Source organism: Parasphingorhabdus sp., assembly GCF_039939955.1.
In the GTDB taxonomy this organism is placed as follows: Bacteria; Pseudomonadota; Alphaproteobacteria; order Sphingomonadales; family Sphingomonadaceae; genus Parasphingorhabdus.
On sequence record NZ_JBDVHS010000006.1, the window covers coordinates 442,808 to 460,770 of the forward strand.

15 protein-coding genes are annotated in these 17,963 nt (G+C 54.8%); 7 read left to right on the forward strand and 8 right to left on the reverse strand.

All coding sequences use genetic code 11. From position 1 onward, the window contains the following. Positions 1 to 30: 30 nt before the first annotated feature. Positions 31 to 1,506 carry an exodeoxyribonuclease VII large subunit gene (gene xseA, locus ABJG22_RS13225; RefSeq protein WP_348020738.1) on the reverse strand — a complete coding sequence of 492 codons (1,476 nt, stop codon included), beginning with the start codon at positions 1,504 to 1,506 and terminating at the stop codon, positions 31 to 33. Between xseA and purD the strand changes: the two genes are divergently transcribed. Continuing rightward, on the forward strand, positions 1,505 to 2,785 hold the full coding sequence (purD, locus tag ABJG22_RS13230) for a phosphoribosylamine--glycine ligase (protein WP_348020739.1): 1,281 nt from the start codon (positions 1,505 to 1,507) through the stop codon (positions 2,783 to 2,785). The genes xseA and purD overlap by 2 nt on opposite strands. Before the next feature lie 480 nt (positions 2,786 to 3,265). Here purD and ABJG22_RS13235 read toward each other — a convergent pair whose 3' ends face one another. Together ABJG22_RS13235 and ABJG22_RS13240 are read right to left on the reverse strand one after the other, a co-directional pair. Next, on the reverse strand, positions 3,266 to 3,982 hold the full coding sequence (locus ABJG22_RS13235; protein ID WP_348020740.1) for a hypothetical protein: 717 nt from the start codon (positions 3,980 to 3,982) through the stop codon (positions 3,266 to 3,268). Beyond that, the gene (locus ABJG22_RS13240) at positions 3,979 to 4,839 is read right to left on the reverse strand and encodes a hypothetical protein (RefSeq protein ID WP_348020741.1); all 861 of its coding nucleotides are present in this window, start codon (positions 4,837 to 4,839) and stop codon (positions 3,979 to 3,981) included. Before ABJG22_RS13240 ends, ABJG22_RS13235 begins: the two co-directional genes overlap by 4 nt. A 414-nt stretch (positions 4,840 to 5,253) precedes the next feature. On the opposite strand from ABJG22_RS13240, the gene ABJG22_RS13245 reads away from it, so the two are divergent. Beyond that, complete coding sequence (locus tag ABJG22_RS13245) at positions 5,254 to 6,210, forward strand: DUF1838 family protein (protein WP_348020742.1); 957 nt, start codon at positions 5,254 to 5,256, stop codon at positions 6,208 to 6,210. A gap of 134 nt (positions 6,211 to 6,344) precedes the next feature. On the opposite strand, the gene ABJG22_RS13250 is transcribed toward ABJG22_RS13245, so the two are convergent. From ABJG22_RS13250 to ABJG22_RS13260, 3 genes are all read right to left on the reverse strand, one after another. After that, positions 6,345 to 7,463 (reverse strand): PepSY-associated TM helix domain-containing protein, encoded by a 1,119-nt coding sequence (locus tag ABJG22_RS13250; RefSeq protein ID WP_348020743.1) that lies wholly within the window; start codon positions 7,461 to 7,463, stop codon positions 6,345 to 6,347. Then, positions 7,463 to 9,514, reverse strand: a complete 2,052-nt coding sequence (locus ABJG22_RS13255; RefSeq protein WP_348020744.1) for a TonB-dependent receptor — start codon at positions 9,512 to 9,514, stop codon at positions 7,463 to 7,465. Before ABJG22_RS13255 ends, ABJG22_RS13250 begins: the two co-directional genes overlap by 1 nt. A 146-nt stretch (positions 9,515 to 9,660) precedes the next feature. Then, positions 9,661 to 10,044, reverse strand: coding sequence for a DUF2946 family protein (locus tag ABJG22_RS13260; protein ID WP_348020745.1), 384 nt, complete (start codon positions 10,042 to 10,044; stop codon positions 9,661 to 9,663). A gap of 159 nt (positions 10,045 to 10,203) precedes the next feature. On the opposite strand from ABJG22_RS13260, the gene ABJG22_RS13265 reads away from it, so the two are divergent. The 3 genes from ABJG22_RS13265 to ABJG22_RS13275 all read left to right on the forward strand — a co-directional run bounded on the left by ABJG22_RS13265 (position 10,204) and on the right by ABJG22_RS13275 (position 13,644). After that, the gene (locus ABJG22_RS13265) at positions 10,204 to 11,973 is read left to right on the forward strand and encodes a VWA domain-containing protein (RefSeq protein WP_348020746.1); all 1,770 of its coding nucleotides are present in this window, start codon (positions 10,204 to 10,206) and stop codon (positions 11,971 to 11,973) included. 189 nt (positions 11,974 to 12,162) lie between these two features. Continuing rightward, a complete protein-coding gene (locus ABJG22_RS13270; protein WP_348020747.1) occupies positions 12,163 to 12,924 on the forward strand; it encodes an OmpA family protein in 762 nt (253 codons plus the stop codon). A gap of 150 nt (positions 12,925 to 13,074) precedes the next feature. Then, positions 13,075 to 13,644: a hypothetical protein gene (locus ABJG22_RS13275; RefSeq protein ID WP_348020748.1), complete on the forward strand. Its 570-nt coding sequence runs from the start codon at positions 13,075 to 13,077 to the stop codon at positions 13,642 to 13,644. On the opposite strand, the gene ABJG22_RS13280 is transcribed toward ABJG22_RS13275, so the two are convergent. After that, a complete protein-coding gene (locus tag ABJG22_RS13280) occupies positions 13,645 to 14,961 on the reverse strand; it encodes a hemolysin family protein (protein ID WP_348020749.1) in 1,317 nt (438 codons plus the stop codon). It abuts the gene before it with no gap. Between the two features lie 157 nt (positions 14,962 to 15,118). On the opposite strand from ABJG22_RS13280, the gene ABJG22_RS13285 reads away from it, so the two are divergent. After that, positions 15,119 to 15,799, forward strand: coding sequence for an OmpA family protein (locus tag ABJG22_RS13285; RefSeq protein WP_348020750.1), 681 nt, complete (start codon positions 15,119 to 15,121; stop codon positions 15,797 to 15,799). Positions 15,800 to 15,867: 68 nt separating this feature from the next. Then, entirely contained in the window at positions 15,868 to 16,635 is a 768-nt protein-coding gene (locus tag ABJG22_RS13290) for an SDR family NAD(P)-dependent oxidoreductase (protein ID WP_348020751.1), read from the forward strand. On the opposite strand, the gene ABJG22_RS13295 is transcribed toward ABJG22_RS13290, so the two are convergent. Continuing rightward, positions 16,632 to 17,864, reverse strand: coding sequence for a UbiH/UbiF/VisC/COQ6 family ubiquinone biosynthesis hydroxylase (locus ABJG22_RS13295; protein WP_348020752.1), 1,233 nt, complete (start codon positions 17,862 to 17,864; stop codon positions 16,632 to 16,634). The genes ABJG22_RS13290 and ABJG22_RS13295 overlap by 4 nt on opposite strands. Positions 17,865 to 17,963 lie beyond the last annotated feature (99 nt).

Consider the following 17,963-nt stretch of genomic DNA (forward strand, 5'->3'; position numbering starts at 1 on the left):
CATGATCGGTCAAATATATCGCAATTCCCTTTAAAATAAATCCTGCTGCCTGTCATCCGACGGTTTTTTGACTCGGCTGGGCATTGCTTTGGGCGGTTTGACTGGCTTTTTCTCTACTGAACCATCGCCGGATATACTCACTCCGACCGAACCGTCCTGAAAATGCAACTCTAGATCGCCTGCTTTTTTCGCGGCGGTCCGGCTGGCAATAAGCCCGCCATCCAGACCGGATACACGGACATAACCTCTTTTCAGCGGACCATCCGGGGACAGTTGCTCCGCTAACCGCCACAAAGCGTTCAATCTTTGCCGCGCATCATCCACGGGCCGTTGCACCAGACTTAGGGGCAAATCGAGTCGTTTAAATCGTTCCTGCGAACGCTCCAATCGTTGCTTCAATATAGAAGGCCGCAATGCGCCGGCGCTCGCAGAGAAACGACTACGGGCCTGCGCAACATTCTGGCTCATACCAAATTTCATGCGCTCCGACACTTCATCCACCCGCTGTTGATGGGGACGGAGCAGATCGGTCAGCGCCGGCATCAAACGCCGTTGCCCTTCCAGCCGTTCCTGCGCAGTGGTCAGGCTGCGCTGCACGCTACGCGCCATCCGCGCCTTGCTTTCCGACAGAGTAGCCAACCACTCCGCTCGAACCGGCACCGCCATTTCCGCAGCTGCCGTCGGAGTGGGTGCCCGCAGGTCGGCAGCAAAATCACATAATGTTGTATCGGTTTCATGGCCCACGGCGGAGATGATCGGGATCGAACAGTCCGCAACCGCCCGGACCACCGGTTCTTCATTAAAGCTCCACAAATCCTCGATCGAACCACCGCCGCGCGCGACGATCACCAGATCAGGCCGCGCGACCGGGCCACCCGGCTCCATATTGGAAAAACCATTGACCGCTGCAGCAATCTGCTTGGCCGCACCTTCGCCCTGCACCAACACAGGCCAAACAATCACATGACTGGGACAACGGTCGGCAAGCCGGTGCAATATATCCCTGATCACTGCGCCGGTTGGCGAGGTCAAGATACCGATGGTTTTCGGCAAAAATGGCAGCGCCTTCTTGCGGTTCTGATCGAACAGCCCTTCGCCGAGCAGCTTGGCCTTGAGCTTCTCGAACAGGGCCATCAGCGCGCCCTCGCCCGCCAGCTCCATCTTGTCGATAACAACCTGATATTTGGAACGGCCGGGGTAGGTGGTGAGCTTGCCAGACACGACGACTTCAATGCCATCTTCCGGTTGGAACGGCAGCCGTCCGGCGTTGCCCTTCCACATCACACCATCAAGAACCGCCTTATCATCTTTCAGCGCCAGATAGACATGCCCAGATGCAGCGCGCTTAAAGCCCGAAATTTCACCCCTTATCCGGACATAGCCAAAGCGATCCTCGACCACACGCTTAAGCGCTCCAGAAATATCTGAAACTGACAGCGGCGGGGCGTTGTCACCCTGCCCGCTCTCGGCTAACAGCTTCGCATCTAAAGAAAGGGAATCGTCCATGAATATCCTGTTGATCGGGTCCGGCGGCCGCGAACATGCCTTGGCCTGGAAGCTGGCGCAATCCCCTTCCTTGGAGAAATTTTATGCAACTCCAGGAAATCCGGGCATCGCCCAACATGCCGAACTGGCCCAACTGGACGTTACCGACCATGGGGCGGTAATCCTTTTCTGTGGCCAGAAAAATATCGATCTGGTCGTCGTTGGCCCGGAAGCACCTTTGGTTGATGGACTGGGCGAAAGCCTGCGCACCGCTGACATATTGGTTTTCGGTCCCGACAAAGCGCCGGCGCAATTGGAAGGCTCCAAAGGTTTCACCAAAGACCTATGCGCTCGGGCGGATATCCCGACGGCAGGCTATGTTCGTACCACCAACGCCGCCGATGCGCTCAAGGCGCTCGACGATTTCTCCATTCCGGTAGTGATTAAGGCCGATGGCCTTGCAGCTGGCAAAGGCGTGATCATCGCCGAGACCCGCGAGCAGGCAGAAGCCGCCATCACCGACATGTTCGACGGCAGCTTTGGCGAAGCCGGCGCAGAGGTCGTGATCGAGGAATTTCTTACCGGCGAGGAAGCCAGCTTCTTCGCGATCACCGACGGCGAGAATGTCGTCCCCTTCGGCAGCGCGCAGGACCACAAGCGCGTCGGCGAAGGCGATGTCGGTCCCAATACCGGCGGCATGGGCGCCTATAGCCCCGCCCCCGTCCTGACTGCTGCTCTGCAAAAGCAGGTGATGGACGAGATCATCCAGCCGACCGTCGATACTTTGGCCGCAGAAGGCACGCCCTATAGCGGCGTCCTATTCGCTGGGTTGATGCTGACCGAGACCGGTCCGCAGCTGATCGAATATAACGCCCGCTTCGGCGACCCGGAATGCCAGGTGCTGATGATGCGACTGGAGAGCGATCTCGCCAAGCTGATGATGGCAACCGCCAAGGGCGACCTCGCCCAGACGAGCGCACCCGTCTTCGCACCCGAAACCGCGCTCACCGTTGTGATGGCTGCAAACGGCTATCCCGCGAGCCCGGACAAAGGCGGCAAGATCCAGAATCTTGCCCGCGCTGAGCGCGAGGGTGCCAAGATATTCCACGCCGGCACAGCGGAAGTGGACGGCTCACTCGTTGCCAGCGGCGGCCGTGTATTGAATGTCACCGCACTGGGATCAAGCGCCACAGAAGCCCAAGCCAAAGCCTATGCCGCGGTGGACCAGATCGATTTCGAGACCGGCTTCTGCCGCCGCGATATCGGCTGGCGCGAGGTCGCGCGGGAGGTCGGGAACTAGGTTGCTTCGTCGCGTTTGGTTCCAAAGTTAGGGCCAAGGAACGGTTCTCACCTGCCCTTTTATAGAGAGTAGGTTTATTGGACTCGCACGAAGACACGAAGGCGCCAAGAGATTGCGCTTTGTGTCTTCGTGCGAGCCTGACCATTTTTGCGTCGCGTCGTGAACTTTACACAAACGAACTGTTTTATTTTCCGCGACCTTTGCCCCCAGGCCGCAGAATGCCAGCATTTGTAGGAAACCAGCCGGCAGTCGAGTGTAACCTTCCAGATTGCCGCCCAAACCGGTCCAATGAAAACACGCACCCGGCCGCCACCGCTGCGTTCATATCTAGATTGTCAAAGAGCCCGCCCCGCGCATGGCGCGGAGCAATTGCGATAATAGCGGATTGAGCCAGATGTAGGACAGCGCTTTTTGGGGAATGAAACTCGACATTGTTGCTCCTATCACCGCAACGCCGAAATGTATTGCGCCTCAAAGTTTCTATTTAATTTTCCTGAATACGTATCCATCCAAGGAGCTGAGCAAAGGGTTATTTAAAATCAGTTTTTGTGAAACAGTACTCTTTATGTCCATAATTGAAAAACCTTGAAAACATTCAAGCACGAGGTTTTTCTCTCGGAGCAAATTTACGAAGTGCGGTGTTGGGTAAGTCAGAGATGTAAGGTCAACTTCACGACCATCAACCAAAACAAATCTAGATAATTTGTCAGCTCCCTTTGATCTAAATGTACTTGCCCATTCATGACTTGGGCACGTTAGCACCCACAGGCCCCCAAGGTCTAAGACGCGACTGACTTCCGACCAAAAAATTTCATCGTTATATGGGTCAGCTAGGAACGAGAACACAGTTTGAATTTCATTCGAAGGAATTGGCATTTCCCTAGCATCAGAAACAAACATCTTTTCAATTTTGTTTTGCCAACGGAATGAGTGTGCCAGCATTTCTTCTGATTGATCTTGAAGGGACAAATTTTGTATAGATAGCTCTTTGCTCAAAAAGAATTCGGCAACAAGACTTTTTCCTGCGCCGGTTTCCAAAGCTCGAGCATCCAAAAACAGGTCACGATACTTCACTACTTTGATTATATTTTCCAAAAATTGCCAGCTAAGCTCCCGGAAGTTTGCGCACGTCGGGTGGAGCAACGGATTATAATATTCCTCAGCTACACTACCATATGCTCCAACGGTTCGAATCATATATTCTGGCCAATTTTCGTTAAGTTAAATTGCAGTTCAATTTGAGATGTTAGTATCCGCAATTTACCGAGTGCTTTAACTAGCTGTTTAACGCCGGTCATTGCCTGGCATTTACCTGCAAAATCCAAACATTCTTCGTTATTTCCAAAGAAATTTTCTTCTTCGGCATCGGCATAGAGAATACCCACCATCTCGTTTGATTCTGGTGACCGCAATACCAATGCGAGGCACGATGGTTTTTTTCCAGCAGCAGCCGCTTGTTCAGGTAACATACTCCAATTCTCTATCAGTGCTTCACGAGCTTCGATGTCACGAAATGCATTGCCTACGGCTTGAGACTTTTCTGTTCGTGCAGCCAGCCCAATTATGCCGTATCTAATTGAAAAACGACGCCCCGCCCCTTTATCACTCTGCCAAAAAATATTTGAATTTTCAGAATAGTAGTAGTTTGATAACTGGTACAAGTGATCGGCAAAAACCGCGTCAAAAATATGGACGGTGACCCTTAACTTTGCCGACTTCAGCTTGGCTTGAGATTCCGTTGGAAGGTTAGCTTTGATATTCTCACCAGCCAACCTCAGAGTGCTCTTTATACTAACCGTATTCGCAAACCGTTGAACTTCACTGTCCGTTTTGCGTATTAACTCCAAGAAAGTTTTGTCGGTTTTCTCCTTTAAATCGTCAAGACTGTTTCGATCCAGTTCAACCTCAAGTCCCCCAAATTTCAATTTTCTAATCAATGGCGCGCGACGCATAGCATCGCCAATACGTCTGAGATTAAGTACGAAGATTGCAAACATCGTGAGCACGGCGATTGGCCAAGCTGTCTCATGAGCAATTTTCACAATTTCGTCCATAATTCTTCCCTACCACCACCATTAAACTGAGATAATTCGCATGTTGAAATATGGGGAGATATCCCCCGATACCGGATTCATAAGAACAATAGCATTTATTTTTAGCAAAAAGTGAATGTTCGTAATCAAAACCCCTGAAACAGAAAATCCAGCGCATCGATAATCACCGCGCGAGGTCCCGCGGGAGGCCGGGAACTAGAAGCCAAAAACCTAGAGACTTCTAGCTCACCCATTCATCAACCAACATCTGTCCACCTGACGGATAGCATATTATTTGCCCTGCCGGATGCAGGCGAAGCCGATAGCCTTCCAACATTTGACCATCCACAGAGAAGGCAAATAGCTGGTCGACCCAGCGCCAATCCAGGCTCGCGGGCGACTCAACGAAGCGAAAGTTGGAAGGAAGGGTGGAAAATGACAGAATCCCCAATCAGCAGACGAAGCGTTTTAGGAGCAACACCGATAGCTGCCGGAGCCGGGCTGGCCGGCATGACTGGTCTTGGGGTTGGTCTCGGGGCCGGACTGGGCGCAGGCTCTGCATTCGCTCGCTCGACTTCCCAAACTGCAGAAATGTTGGAAGACCCGGCGGTGCGTGCGAGAGTAAGGGCCCGTGTCATCGGGTCATGCCAAGAAGAAGTGTCGATGAAATTCTATCGGCTCAATATTTATGGCTATATGGGCGATGGCAACCTGGTCCCGTTTTTCACCATGAATCATCTTTCGATAGCGGACTGGGCGCCGGCCGCAGATAATATGTACAATTCCACGACCTATGAATGCGGCTATTATTGCAAATTTGATACCGATGAACCGATTGAGGTTTGGGACAATCCAGTCACCGGTGACAAACGCGATGTTTTTCAATTTCTCGGCGGGCCATTTTCTGTGAATGTGGGAGCTGATGGAGTTGTCACCAAAGACGCCGATCTAGCCCCGCAAGTGTTGCGTATGGAACAGATTGGTAATTTGTTGATGGTGCCGACAATCGCCAGCATGATCTTGCCCAATTTTGTCGATCCTGCGAAATTTCCCAAATCCTACTCCGGTCCCTCGACATATTGGGAATCTCAGGCAACATTTGCGGCAGACGCTAACGATGCCATGAATGAAGAGCTCAGCTCGGCGCCAGCATTTTGCCATTTCCAGAATTTGGCAAGCTGGCATCCCTGGTTGGGCATGGGAACCCAGCCCGGACGAACCTATGGCAATGCTCGCGGCGTAAAAATCAAAAGCGAAGCCGAAATCCCGGCCAATATCCGAAAGGATTTTGAGAAATATACGCCTGAGATTTTCGACCGAAAAAGCTGGACCAAGCCAAGGCTGGATACGCTGGAATATCTAGCCACCCAGACACCGGCGACAGCAGAATAGCTTACAAGTAAGCAGGTAATTGCCGCAAACTTAGCGCCGAGGCAGCGTTATGCTGGATCCTATTGGTTAGATCATTGCCGATGTTAAAATATCATTCTTCCGACTAGGACCGCGGCGTGTACCAATGAAACGCTTCATCCTCGCCGTCTCGACCGCCATCGCATCACACCAGTTACAAACAACACAGCCGGTATTAATCCGCAAAGCGCGACCAATATACGCCCCGTCAGTCCGCCCGCCGACCCTTCGTGCAGCGGGTGCAGCCAGTTATTGATCACGCTACCGGCCCGCGCCTGCCGTGCGTCGTATACTCCCATCACCATCGCGGTGGCGCTATCCACCCAGACATAGCTATGCGGAAAGCGGAAGCTGGGATCGCTAGGCACCTGCATTCGCAACCGGAAATTTCCACCCCCCGCTGGCGGTGTTTCGATCCACGCGAGACGCGCTTGCGGCAAAGCCGCGCGGCCAGCGCTCACGATCTGGGCAACACGGACCTTCCCGGCCGATCGCTCCGGTGCCGGGTGGACATGGGGCATCGAGTCCATGGGCAAGCCGATAGCGCCAAGCACCGCATCGCTCTCCTGCGGCAATTCCATCATCATGCCGGTCACGGTCAGGATCAGTAGAAATATCAGCCCCGTCAGGCCGGTCAGCTTATGCCAGTCCCGCAAAGTTCGTTGAGGGTGCGCGCTGGTTTTGAGCCGCAGGGCTTTCGTCCAGGAGCCCTTGGGCCACCAGGCCCACAGACCGCTGAGCAAAAGGGCGAGCAGAACAAAGCCCAGCCAGCCGAGCACGGTTCCGCCGGTCTCTCCCAGCAACAGCCGGAAATGCAGATCGTAGATAAAGGTCACGGCATATTCGCCCCAATAGTCGCGACGCAGCACCTGCGAACCATCGGGCGAGAGCCAGACCATCATCGGGCGAAAGGCGTGCCCGGTCCGCTCCGGCGGATTATAATAGCGCGCGGGGATCGCGCCCGCTTCGCCGGTCACCTCGAAACGCCACGGCCCCTGTTTGTCCGGATAGACCCGGCGCACGGTGGCCAGCGCGCGGTCCCAGTCAGGCTCTTGCACGGCCGGGCCGCTCGCCTCCGCCCGGATTTCAGGATGCAGCAGTGCATCCAGTTCCGGGTAGAAGACGAGGACCGAACCGGTCAGGCCAAGCAAGACCAGCAGACCGCCAACGCCCAGCCCCAACCAGAGATGGAGCGAGCGCACGGCGCGGCGTAGCCGGTCTCCCTTGACCTGCATCAGAAGCGTAGTCGGGCGCTGGCGGTGACATTACGGCCGTTGGCCGGGCTGTGCAGGGTCTGCGAACCGTCCCACCAGAGATATTCATAATAGCTGTCAGCGAGATTCTTGACCGCCAGACCAAGTTCCAATGTCCCGTTCACGCGATAGAAGACGCTTGCATCGAACATATTCAAATCTCCCCATTTGCCTTCCGCATTGGCGGTGGTGAGATAATAAGAGGATTGTCCGCGCCCGGTCAGCGACAGGGTCAGGGCTTCCAGCGGCGAATATTCAATGCCGCCCGACCACAGCCAGCGCGGCGTGTGATCAATCTCGTTGCCGAGCAATTGCGGCGTCGCCGGTGTCGGTACCGCAATAACCGCTTTCTGCCAGGACAATGCGCCCCACAGGGACAGGCCCGACATCGGCTTGATGCTCAACTGTACGTCAATACCGTTGCGGTCGGTGCCGCCGACATTTTCGAAGTCACCCAGAGGATCGTTGAGCTTGCGGGCGATTTCTCCGGTTGCGCTCTGCTCCCAATAGGCGATCCGTGCCTCGACCATCTGGCCGAGCTGATATTTTGCGCCCAGTTCCCATCCGGTGTTGATCGACGGGGCCAGATCAACCTGGCGCGGCGGAATCAGATAGGCACCCGATCCCGAACCGATCTGGAATGTCTTGCCCCAGTTGCCATAGAGCGTGACACCCTCGGTCGGGAAGACAGCGACCGACAATTTGGGCTGGTCGATACTGCCATAATCGTTGATCGGAGCCGCTGTGCCGTCCAGCAGATTGTCGAAGTCGCCACCGACCCAGTCGATCCGGTAGGCGGGCGTGATACGCAGCCAGTCTGCCGGTTCAATGATCGCCTGCACATAGGCGCCGCCGACCGACAGATCATATTGCTGGTCGCGGGTCTGGCTGGTTGGCACGCGCTCGACCGCAAGCCAGCGGGCGGACCGGTTGTCCTGCCATTCGACATTGCCGCCGACCTCCAGCATCAACGCCACACCGGAAAGATCGCCGTGCCAGTGCAGCGCGGTCGAAAAACCATATTGGTCTTCCTGCGTCAAACGGCGCTGCTGCGACGCCCCGGCAGAAAATTTGACATAACGGTCGTCGCGCAGCCGGTTGTAATAAGCCAGGCTCGACCAATCGAGATTGTCCGACAAGGCCGCGTCGAGGGTCAGCGCATATTGCTGCATGCTGCGGGTATCGCCATCGGATTCGTTATAGTCGTTGGTCATCCGGGGATTGGACCGGCTGTCCGCGAAGGTCAGATAGCCGGGTTCTTCCGCATCCGCGTCATAATAGCGCGCGATCGCGCCGAGCTTGACGTCTTCACCCAGCGCCAGTCCCCATTTGCCCGAAAGGCTGAACCGCTGGCTGTCGCTGTGATCGCGATAGCCGTCGCTCTCCCGGTAGGCGATCTGGTAATTTTGGGTGAAATTGCCGCTTTCCAGACCGGCAACCAGCTGTCCTTCGACACTGTTATAGCTGCCGACCGACGCGCGCGCGTCGACATAGGTGCCGCCGGAGCGGGTGAGGATATTGGCGCTGCCGGCAATGGCGTGGAGCCCGTAGCGCGGATCGGACGTGCCGCGCACGACCTCCATGCCCGCGATGTTGAGCGGGAAGACCATGTCGATATAGGGCATATTGCCGCTGTTGCTGTTGGACGGTATGCCGTCGATCAGCAGCTTGACCGCATTGATATTGCCCTCACCATTAAAGCCGCGCATCGAAAATTTGCCGTTGGTGGTGCCCTGATTGAAATCCGTCACCAATATGCCGGGCATCCGTCCGATCAGTTCGTAGACATTATCGACATCGGCCTTTTGCGCGACATCCCCACCCAGCCGGTCAACTGAAGTCAGCACATTGTCGGTGCTGCCCGCCATACCGCGCGCGGTGACAACAATTTCGCCGACCGAGAAACTGGTGTCGGCCTTGTTGGTTGCCGCTTCGCCCCTGCTTGCGGCGGCGCTTGTGTCTTCTGCAACAGCGGTCGCGGGATTGGCAGCAAATATGAGACCTGCGGCAAGCGCAGGCAGTGAAATTTCCATTATGATAATCCGATTCTAACGTGATTTATGCGTGATAGTGCGGGTTAGAACGCAGCCGGATTGGGGGTGGACTGTGCGCGTGCGGCGATACGGATCATTCCGATCCGGCACCGGTTGCACATATTAGCTTTGACCAAATGGCTGCGTCAGGCAGCCAGCGGTGGCCCCCGTGAGGGCGGCCGCAAGCGCGGAGTATCGCGCAAAACGGGCGACGTTCTGGGCGCAAACCCGAGAGCCAGTTCAAAAGCGACGGCCGATGCCAAAAGCGTGGCGTCCGCACCGCCTGCGGCATCCATCGACAAAGCGGTATAGGGACATTCGGCCCTGGCTTGACCATGTTTGTCGTCCGCAGAATCTTCCATCGGAACCGATATCTGCTGCGTGCGCTGTTCGCCCGTGGAATCAGAACAGATCACCACGGTCAGCACCATATTATCGCTGGAAACCATATAGCCCGCCGGAACCAGCAGCTTCAGCAGCAGCGCGCAGCTGAGCAGCAAAGCTGCGAACACGCCATTGCGGCGAATCATGGTCCGGATCAATTCCACGGGCGCCTGTTAGTTGCCCCGATCAAGCTTGTCATCAGCGAAAAAACAGAATTTCAATAGTGTAACAATATATCATACGTTCACTTTCCAGTCAGCTTGGCTTGGGCACCTTCTATCGCAGATAAATTTGGAGGAACAGTCATGCGGCGACCTAATATTATATCAAAAGCGATGTGCGGGTTGGCCGCAGTGGGCCTTGTCGGAGCGCCGAGCGTTACTGCCGCCGACGCACGATCGATCGTGCGACCGCCGGTGGCCAAACCAGCACATCCAGTCAATTGCAGCATTTTCTCGCGCGTCAACGAAGATCGTTATAGCAATCGCCGCGCAAACTCTGGGATCACCACTTCTGCACAGCCATCCGTCCTTTCCGGAGCACAACTTCCACCACCGCTGTCTCCTATGCCGGCCGCTCCGGTAGCAAAATCCGTGATCGGCGGGACAGCTGTCCAAGAAAGCCGAGTTGGGCCATATCCTTATCCCTATCCCCTGCCCCGACCAGAGGCGGAAAGCCGGGAACGCTATGATGGCAAAGAAGTGGCCAGCATCAAGCGGGTTGCCGACGAACCCGTGTCTACCTTCGCCGTGGACGTCGATACCGGCAGCTACACTAACGCCCGTCGTTTCCTCAACGAAGGCCGCCTGCCGCCCAAGGCAGCCGTGCGAACCGAGGAAATGATCAACTATTTCCGCTATGATTATCCCAAACCGACGAACCGCAAAACACCGTTCAGCGTCTCGACGGATATGAGCGCAACGCCTTGGAATGACGCCAGCCGTCTGCTGCGTATCGGCCTGCGCGGATATGATATCAACAGCGCAGAACGCCCCCAGGCCAATCTGGTATTTCTGGTCGATGTCTCCGGATCAATGGGTAGCGCTAAAAAACTACCGCTGGTCAAATCGACACTGACGGCGCTCGCCAACGAATTACGCAGCGATGATAGAGTCTCGATCGTTGTTTATTCCGGCAGAGTGGGCTTGTTGCTCGCGCCCACATCCAACAAGGATCATGTAAAAAAGGCTGTCGACTGCCTCTATGCCAGTGGCTCCACCGCTGGCGGCGATGCCCTGAAACTCGCCTATTCGACGGCACGACACAACTTCCTGAAAGGTGGTATCAACCGGATCATTATGGCCACCGATGGAGACTTTAACGTCGGCACTTCGAATACCGATGAACTGAAAGAATATGTTGCGAAACAGCGCGAAAGCGGCGTCACGCTAACCATGCTCGGCTATGGCACCGGCAATATCCGCGATGAGTTAATGGAAGGTATCGCCAATGTCGGCAATGGCAATTACGCCTATATCGACAGCGCGATGGAAGCACAGAAAGTGCTAGGCGAAGAGCTGAGTTCCACCCTGTTCACGATCGCAAAAGACGTGAAAATCCAGATCGAATTCAATCCTGTCCATGTAAAGGAATATCGCCTGATCGGCTATGAGAATCGCTTGCTCGCGGAAGAAGATTTCGACAATGACAGTATCGATGCCGGCGATATTGGCGCCGGACATCAGGTCACCGCCCTTTATGAAATCATGCCAGCCGATGCCGCCGGTTGGCTTCCCGCCCGGCGCTATCCGGCCAATCGGGTTGTCGAGTGGCAACCAAATTTTGGTAACGAAATGGCCAATGTGAAGTTGCGCTACAAACTGCCGCAAGGTTCCAGTTCACGCCTGATTTCGAAGCCCATTTCCGCAAATGGATTGACCAATGCCCAACAACCAAGTGGCGACATGGCTTTTGCCGTCGCTGTGGCTGCATTCGGTCAAAAGTTACGGGGAGACAAATATCTCGGTGACTATGATTTTCAGAATATCGGATTGCTCAGCGGCGAGGGTGGAAACTATTGGCGACAAGAATTTCGTAAGCTGAACAATCTGGCGGAAAACAGCAGCAGAAACTGAGAATAGCCGAACCAAAAAGGCCAGCAAATTAGCCGCATCTAGTAATCCAATGTTTCAAATAGGGACAATTTATGTCCCTATGGCACTGGTATATCCTCGAGCCAACTGGACTCAGCCGTTGTTATCCGCCATTTTGGCAAGTCATTTCGAACAACGGCCATGGGCCAGAGAAGCAACTGAGGTTACCTGATGGAAGTCGGAAGCAAGATATTAACCGGCGCGGCAGCCACCGTCATATTGGCGCTGGCTGGCCACGCTGCGACAGGTGAGAATTTCATCGCGGGTCTGGAACAAGAAGCCCAGACCGAACTAGCCGCACAAGGACTTGATGCCGCAAGCGTTAGCTTCGATCGCGCCCCCCTGTCCCGCAGCGCCGTTCTGGACGGTGAACTGGCAGAGGATGCCAAGCAAAAAGCCCTGAGCGTGGTCATGGCTGTTCCCGGCGTTTCCAGCGCTCGCTGGAAAGGGGAGAAAGAGGCTGAAGGGACGGATGGAGATGGCACAACCGGACCGACCGCAAATTCGGCTGCTCAGCAAGAAATTGCCAGGTGCCAAGAAGGCGTAGATAAACTGTTCGAAACCAAGAAAATTAGTTTCCGTTCCGGTAGCGCATATATTTCGCCGGAAACCAACCGCTTGTTGGACGCTCTGGCAGAAACATTGCAGTCTTGCGATGGACTTTCAATCGCGGTCGACGGACATACGGACAGCAATGGCGATCCCGGGGTCAACCAGATCATGTCGCAAGAGCGTGCGGATCGCATCAAAGCCGGATTGGTGGAACGCGGAGCTTCAGAAAATCTAATCATCGCAACAGGCTATGGATCGACCCAACCACGCGCGACAGGTTCGGGGGCAGCAGCCGATGCGGAGAATCGCCGGATTGAATTCCGGATTGGATCGACAAACGGTGCGTCGCAAAATGATGCCAAAGCGCAACAGGGGAAATAATCCATGCCACTCATACTTGAAAATCTGTTGCTCCTACTGGTTACTTTTGCAATTGGCCTCTCCGTAGGTTGGCTTATATGGGGCCGCGATACCGAAGATTTTTAGCCGATAACGGCAATTTTTTAGAGTTCAGAACGGGGTTTTGATACAATGATTACGTTGATTACGGCCAATTGGTTGTTTTATTTGATTTCGTTGATGATCGGTGTTGTCACCGCTTTTTGGGCGTGGGCTGCATCCGGCCGTGAAGCTTCCACAGATGGAAGTTTTGATGCAGAAGACGGATTGTTGGAAAAAGCAGGTGAACCCGTCCAACCAGCGGAACCATCACCGGTACCAACACCAGCACCAACTCCCAAACCAGCACCAACCCCTGCGCCCGTTGCCGCAGCGGCAGCACCAAAAGCGCCCGCAAAAAATGCGGAAGCTACGAAAGCAGCGCCCGCTGCAGACAAGCCGAAAATTCCAACCGCCGTCGGCGAACCGGATAATTTGCGGCTTATCAAGGGCGTTGGACCAAAACTGAATACGCTGCTGAACAGCCTTGGCGTGACCCGGTTCGACCAGGTTGCGGAATGGAAGGAAGCGGAAATTTCAGAGGTCGATCAACATCTGGGAACCTTCAGCGGACGAATCACAAGAGATTCGTGGATTGATCAAGCCAAGTTTCTTGCCAAGGACGATATTGCTGGCTTTGAGAAGAAATACGGCAAGCTCTAATCAATCTTGTTCGGGACTGCTGCTCCGGACAATTAACTTGTCGATCTTTCGACCGTCCATATCGACAATCTCGAATATCCAATTCTGGTCTTCAAAGCGCTCACCTTCCTCAGGAAGGTGGCGCAATTGCGCCAACGCATGTCCAGCAACGGTTGCATAATCACGGTCTTCTGACAGCCTGATCCCAAGTCGTTCGGCCAGCGCATCAATCGCCATGGCGCCCGATATTAGATAGCTACCATCCGCCCGCTCGATCAGACTGCGCTGAGTTTTTTCATCCTGGTCAGACACAAATTCGCCAGCGATCGAACTTAACAGGTTGTTCGGTGTCACGATGCCTTCGAAATGGCCATATTCGTCGTGTACCAACACCATCGGCACTTCCGCTTCCCGCAGGATATCCAGTGCATCCAGCGCATCGAGTTGATCCGGTACTTTTTCAAGCGGCCGCATCAATTTGCGTAGATCCAACATTTCACCGCCCAATTGCGCGGCGACGATATCACGGGCTTGAACGACGCCCAGAATATCATCAACCGAGCCTTCCGCCACCGGAAAGCGGCTGTGCGGTGATTCAATCAACAGCCTGTGAATTTCTTCGGTTGTCGCATCAACATTCAGCCAATCAACTTCAGTCCGCGGTGTCATCACCTCACGGATCGGGCGATCTGCCATGCGCACGACCCCCGCAATCACAGCACGCTCATGCTCTTCGATCACGCCAGAGCGTGTGGCTTCAGCGAACACCATCTGCAATTCATCAGCGGTAACATGGCTTTTCTTGTCGCGTTTCATCCCCATCAAACGGAAGATTAGCGCGCTGCTACTATCCAAGATCCAGACCAAGGGCGCGGAGATGCGCGCAAGTATAGCCATTGGCCGGGCCATCGTTATCGCAATCCGTTCTGCCGAACGGAGAGCAATCTGTTTGGGCACCAGCTCTCCGATCACCAAAGACGCATAGGTGGTCAGCCCGATCACCAGCACGAACCCGACGGTGATCGAAAGATCATGGCCCATCCCCAATAGCTGGAGCCGTTCGGCCACTGGTCCGCCGAGACTGGCACCGGAAAAAGCGCCAGCAACGATGCCAATCAAGGTTATGCCGATTTGAACGGTGGATAGGAACTTGCCGGGGTCGCTCGCGAGAAGAAGCGCGGTTTTCGCACCGCGGCTCCCTTGATCGGCGCGACTATGCAAATTCGCTTTGCGAGCAGAAACTATCGCCAGTTCCGACATGGCAAAAACGCCATTGATCAGCACCAGCAGAATAATGATCGTTACATCAAACCAAGGAAAGGGTGTCATAATGTCCATTGAAAGGGCGAAATGCCATAAGCCCTTTAGCAGCAAGTTTTACAAAATCTCAAGTTTGCTGTCAGTTGCCATTCATTTATCTTGGCTTAAGTGAACCATCTTGGTCGACGGAAGGACATTCTGATCGAACCGAAAGACCTAATAAGGGAAACAGAACATGCGGATAAACAGATCAATAATTACAGCGGCTTCGCTCACTGCCCTCGCGCTGACCAGCGGCTGCGTGACCAATCCGGAAACCGGAAATCGGACCATCTCCAAAACAGCCATTGGTGGTTTGGGCGGCGTTGTCGGCGGCTATTTGCTCGGTGATATTTTGGGTGGACGCAATGACCGCACCGCCAAAATCGTAGGCGCAGGTCTTGGTGGCCTAGCGGGTGCGGGCATCGGCTATTATATGGACGAACAGGAAAAGAAGCTGCGTCAACAAACCGCCGGTACGGGTGTCGACGTTACCCGGGAAGGCGATAGCCTGATCCTGAACATGCCGTCCAACGTGACTTTTGCAGTCGACAGCAGCGCAATTGACGCTTCGTTCCAAGCCACTTTGGCTGGCGTCGCCGACACACTTTCTCAATATGAAAAAAGCTATGTCGACGTGCTCGGCCACACCGACAGCACCGGTAGCGACGCCTATAATCAGTCCTTGTCCGAACGCCGGGCGGAGTCGGTCGCAAACTTCCTAGCGAACAGCGGCGTTCAACGCGCGCGCTTGGCCACAAGAGGCTATGGCGAGAGCCAGCCGGTTGCCAGCAACAGCACGGAAGAAGGCCGCGCAGCCAACCGTCGCGTTGAAATCAAGATCGTTCCAATCGCGCAGGACGATTTGACCAACTAATTTAGCACTTGCGCTAATCCCATGATCACGGGCATCCATTGTAAAATTTTACAGAGGATGCCCGTTTCATGACTACACCCAATTTTTCAATCGACCTGAGCGGACGTACCGCGATTGTTACCGGTGCCTCAGCGGGCCTTGGATCGCGGTTCGCCAAAATACTGGCCGCCTGCGGCGCCAAAGTTGCCTGTACCGCTCGTCGCAAGGACAAGCTGGACGCATTGGTCGGAGAAATTCGTGCAGATGGCGGCGAAGCAGAAGCCTTCGCTTTAGATGTCCGAGACGCAGAACAACTTCAAGCCATCGTCCCAACCGTCACGGAGGCGCTGGGTCAGCCTGATATATTGGTCAACAACGCCGGGATCGTGGATGCCGAACGCGCCACCAAAATGTCTCTCGAACTAGTCGATGATGTTTTCGACACCAATTTGCGCAGCGCGTTCATCCTGTCGAACGAGTTTGCCCGCCCGCTGATCGAACAAAAAATGCCCGGTCGAATCGTCAATATCTCATCCATCGCAGCGAGCCGCTATGACGGCAATGGCGCGGCGCTATATTCCACCACTAAAGCGGGTCTGGTCCGAGTGACCGAAACCCTAGCGGTGGAATGGGCCAAATTTCATATCAATGTAAATGGTATAGCGCCGGGGGCCTTTGCCACCGATATGATGGATGGCATGCTAGAGCGGTCGGGCGATTTTTCCGTTCATTTCCCACGCAAACGGCTGGGTCAGCCAGAACAGATGGACAGCACATTGCTGTTCTTGGTATCCCCATCTTCCGATGCGGTGACGGGAACAGTCATCAAAATCGATGACGGCCAAGGGTCACGCTAAACCATCTCACCCTTTAGCAGTTTGGGTAAATCGCCCGTTTCGCCTTTGGCTTCCGCCATGAACTGCGCCTTGAGCGGCGGGATGCGTTGCACCAGTCCGATACCCATCCGGCGAATTTTTGAAGAAGTTTCGCCCGGCAAACCGAACAGGCGCGTTAACAGGTCGGTCGCGGCCGACACCATCATATTGTCGAGGCTCCGCCAGCGGTCATAGCGCGCAAGAATCTGGGAATCACCAAGATCAAGGCCGGTGCGCGCACCCTCAACGAGACATTCGGTCAGCGCGGCAACGTCACGCAGTCCGAGATTGAGCCCCTGTCCAGCGATCGGATGGATGCCATGGCCCGCGTCGCCGATCAGCACCAGACGGTCTGCAGTCAGATGCGAACTATGGTGAAATCCCAAAGGATAGGTTGGCCGCTCTGTAAGCAATTCAATCTCGCCCAGAAAACCGCCGGTCTTCTTCATCATTTCAGCAACAAAAGCGCGTTTGTTGATTTTCGCATAGGCGGGGCCGTCTTTACGCGAGACCGTCCACACGACCGCTGAACGATGCTTGCCATCCTTGTCGTCGAGCATCGGCAGGATCGCGAAAGGTCCGGACGGGAAGAACAACTCGTAGGCGGTATTCCCATGCGGCTTCTCATGCGCAATTTTGCAGACAATCGCATTATGATCATATTGCCAGTGTGCCATAATAATCCCGGCTTCTTCGCGCATCCGACTGCCGCGACCGTCGGCAGCGATCAGCAGCGGGGCAGAAAGCTGCTCGCCATCATCAAGCGATATATCGACGTGATGCTCTTTGCGTTCACAAGACGTGACGTGCGTCGACATATGCAGCGCAATACCATCATGTGCCTGCACAGCCTCAAACAACAACCGGCGCAGCACGGCATTTTCGACCATGATGCCCATCGGCCCCTCATCATCGCCCGGAACAAAATCCAACGTGCCCGGCTTAAGGCCGTCATTGACCAATATTTTCGCGATGTCACAACCATGCGGCCGCAGCTTTTCAACCAGTCCGATGGCATCAAACATGTTCCAGCTAGCGCTGTTGATGGCGGAAACACGGGCATCATTCTGGGGGTTTAACAGGTCTTCGGGATCCGCCCGGTCAATGATCGCAACACGCAATCCGTGGGCCGCCAGCGTCAGTGCTTGGGTCAGGCCAATCATGCCTGCGCCCAAGATGATGATATCGCTTTGCCGAGAATCAATTCCCATGGAGACTGCCTTTCCGCGCCATAATATAGGTTCTAGGTAAGCATCGACTGCAGGGAAGGAAAGGCAAATCCAGTAAAATAACACCAAGAAACTTGACGG

Bases quoted from the DNA above. Each gene is read 5' to 3' on its own strand.
- ABJG22_RS13265 (WP_348020746.1), top strand. From the start codon at position 10,204: ATGCGGCGACCTAATATTATATCAAAAGCGATGTGCGGGTTGGCCGCA.
- ABJG22_RS13290 (WP_348020751.1), top strand. From the start codon at position 15,868: ATGACTACACCCAATTTTTCAATCGACCTGAGCGGACGTACCGCGATT.
- ABJG22_RS13255 (WP_348020744.1), bottom strand. From the start codon at position 9,514: ATGGAAATTTCACTGCCTGCGCTTGCCGCAGGTCTCATATTTGCTGCC.
- ABJG22_RS13260 (WP_348020745.1), bottom strand. From the start codon at position 10,044: ATGATTCGCCGCAATGGCGTGTTCGCAGCTTTGCTGCTCAGCTGCGCG.
- ABJG22_RS13235 (WP_348020740.1), bottom strand. From the start codon at position 3,982: ATGATTCGAACCGTTGGAGCATATGGTAGTGTAGCTGAGGAATATTAT.
- purD (WP_348020739.1), top strand. From the start codon at position 1,505: ATGAATATCCTGTTGATCGGGTCCGGCGGCCGCGAACATGCCTTGGCC.
- ABJG22_RS13285 (WP_348020750.1), top strand. From the start codon at position 15,119: ATGCGGATAAACAGATCAATAATTACAGCGGCTTCGCTCACTGCCCTC.
- ABJG22_RS13280 (WP_348020749.1), bottom strand. From the start codon at position 14,961: ATGGACATTATGACACCCTTTCCTTGGTTTGATGTAACGATCATTATT.
- ABJG22_RS13245 (WP_348020742.1), top strand. From the start codon at position 5,254: ATGACAGAATCCCCAATCAGCAGACGAAGCGTTTTAGGAGCAACACCG.
- ABJG22_RS13295 (WP_348020752.1), bottom strand. From the start codon at position 17,864: ATGGGAATTGATTCTCGGCAAAGCGATATCATCATCTTGGGCGCAGGC.
- xseA (WP_348020738.1), bottom strand. From the start codon at position 1,506: ATGGACGATTCCCTTTCTTTAGATGCGAAGCTGTTAGCCGAGAGCGGG.
- ABJG22_RS13240 (WP_348020741.1), bottom strand. From the start codon at position 4,839: ATGGACGAAATTGTGAAAATTGCTCATGAGACAGCTTGGCCAATCGCC.
- ABJG22_RS13270 (WP_348020747.1), top strand. From the start codon at position 12,163: ATGGAAGTCGGAAGCAAGATATTAACCGGCGCGGCAGCCACCGTCATA.
- ABJG22_RS13275 (WP_348020748.1), top strand. From the start codon at position 13,075: ATGATTACGTTGATTACGGCCAATTGGTTGTTTTATTTGATTTCGTTG.
- ABJG22_RS13250 (WP_348020743.1), bottom strand. From the start codon at position 7,463: ATGCAGGTCAAGGGAGACCGGCTACGCCGCGCCGTGCGCTCGCTCCAT.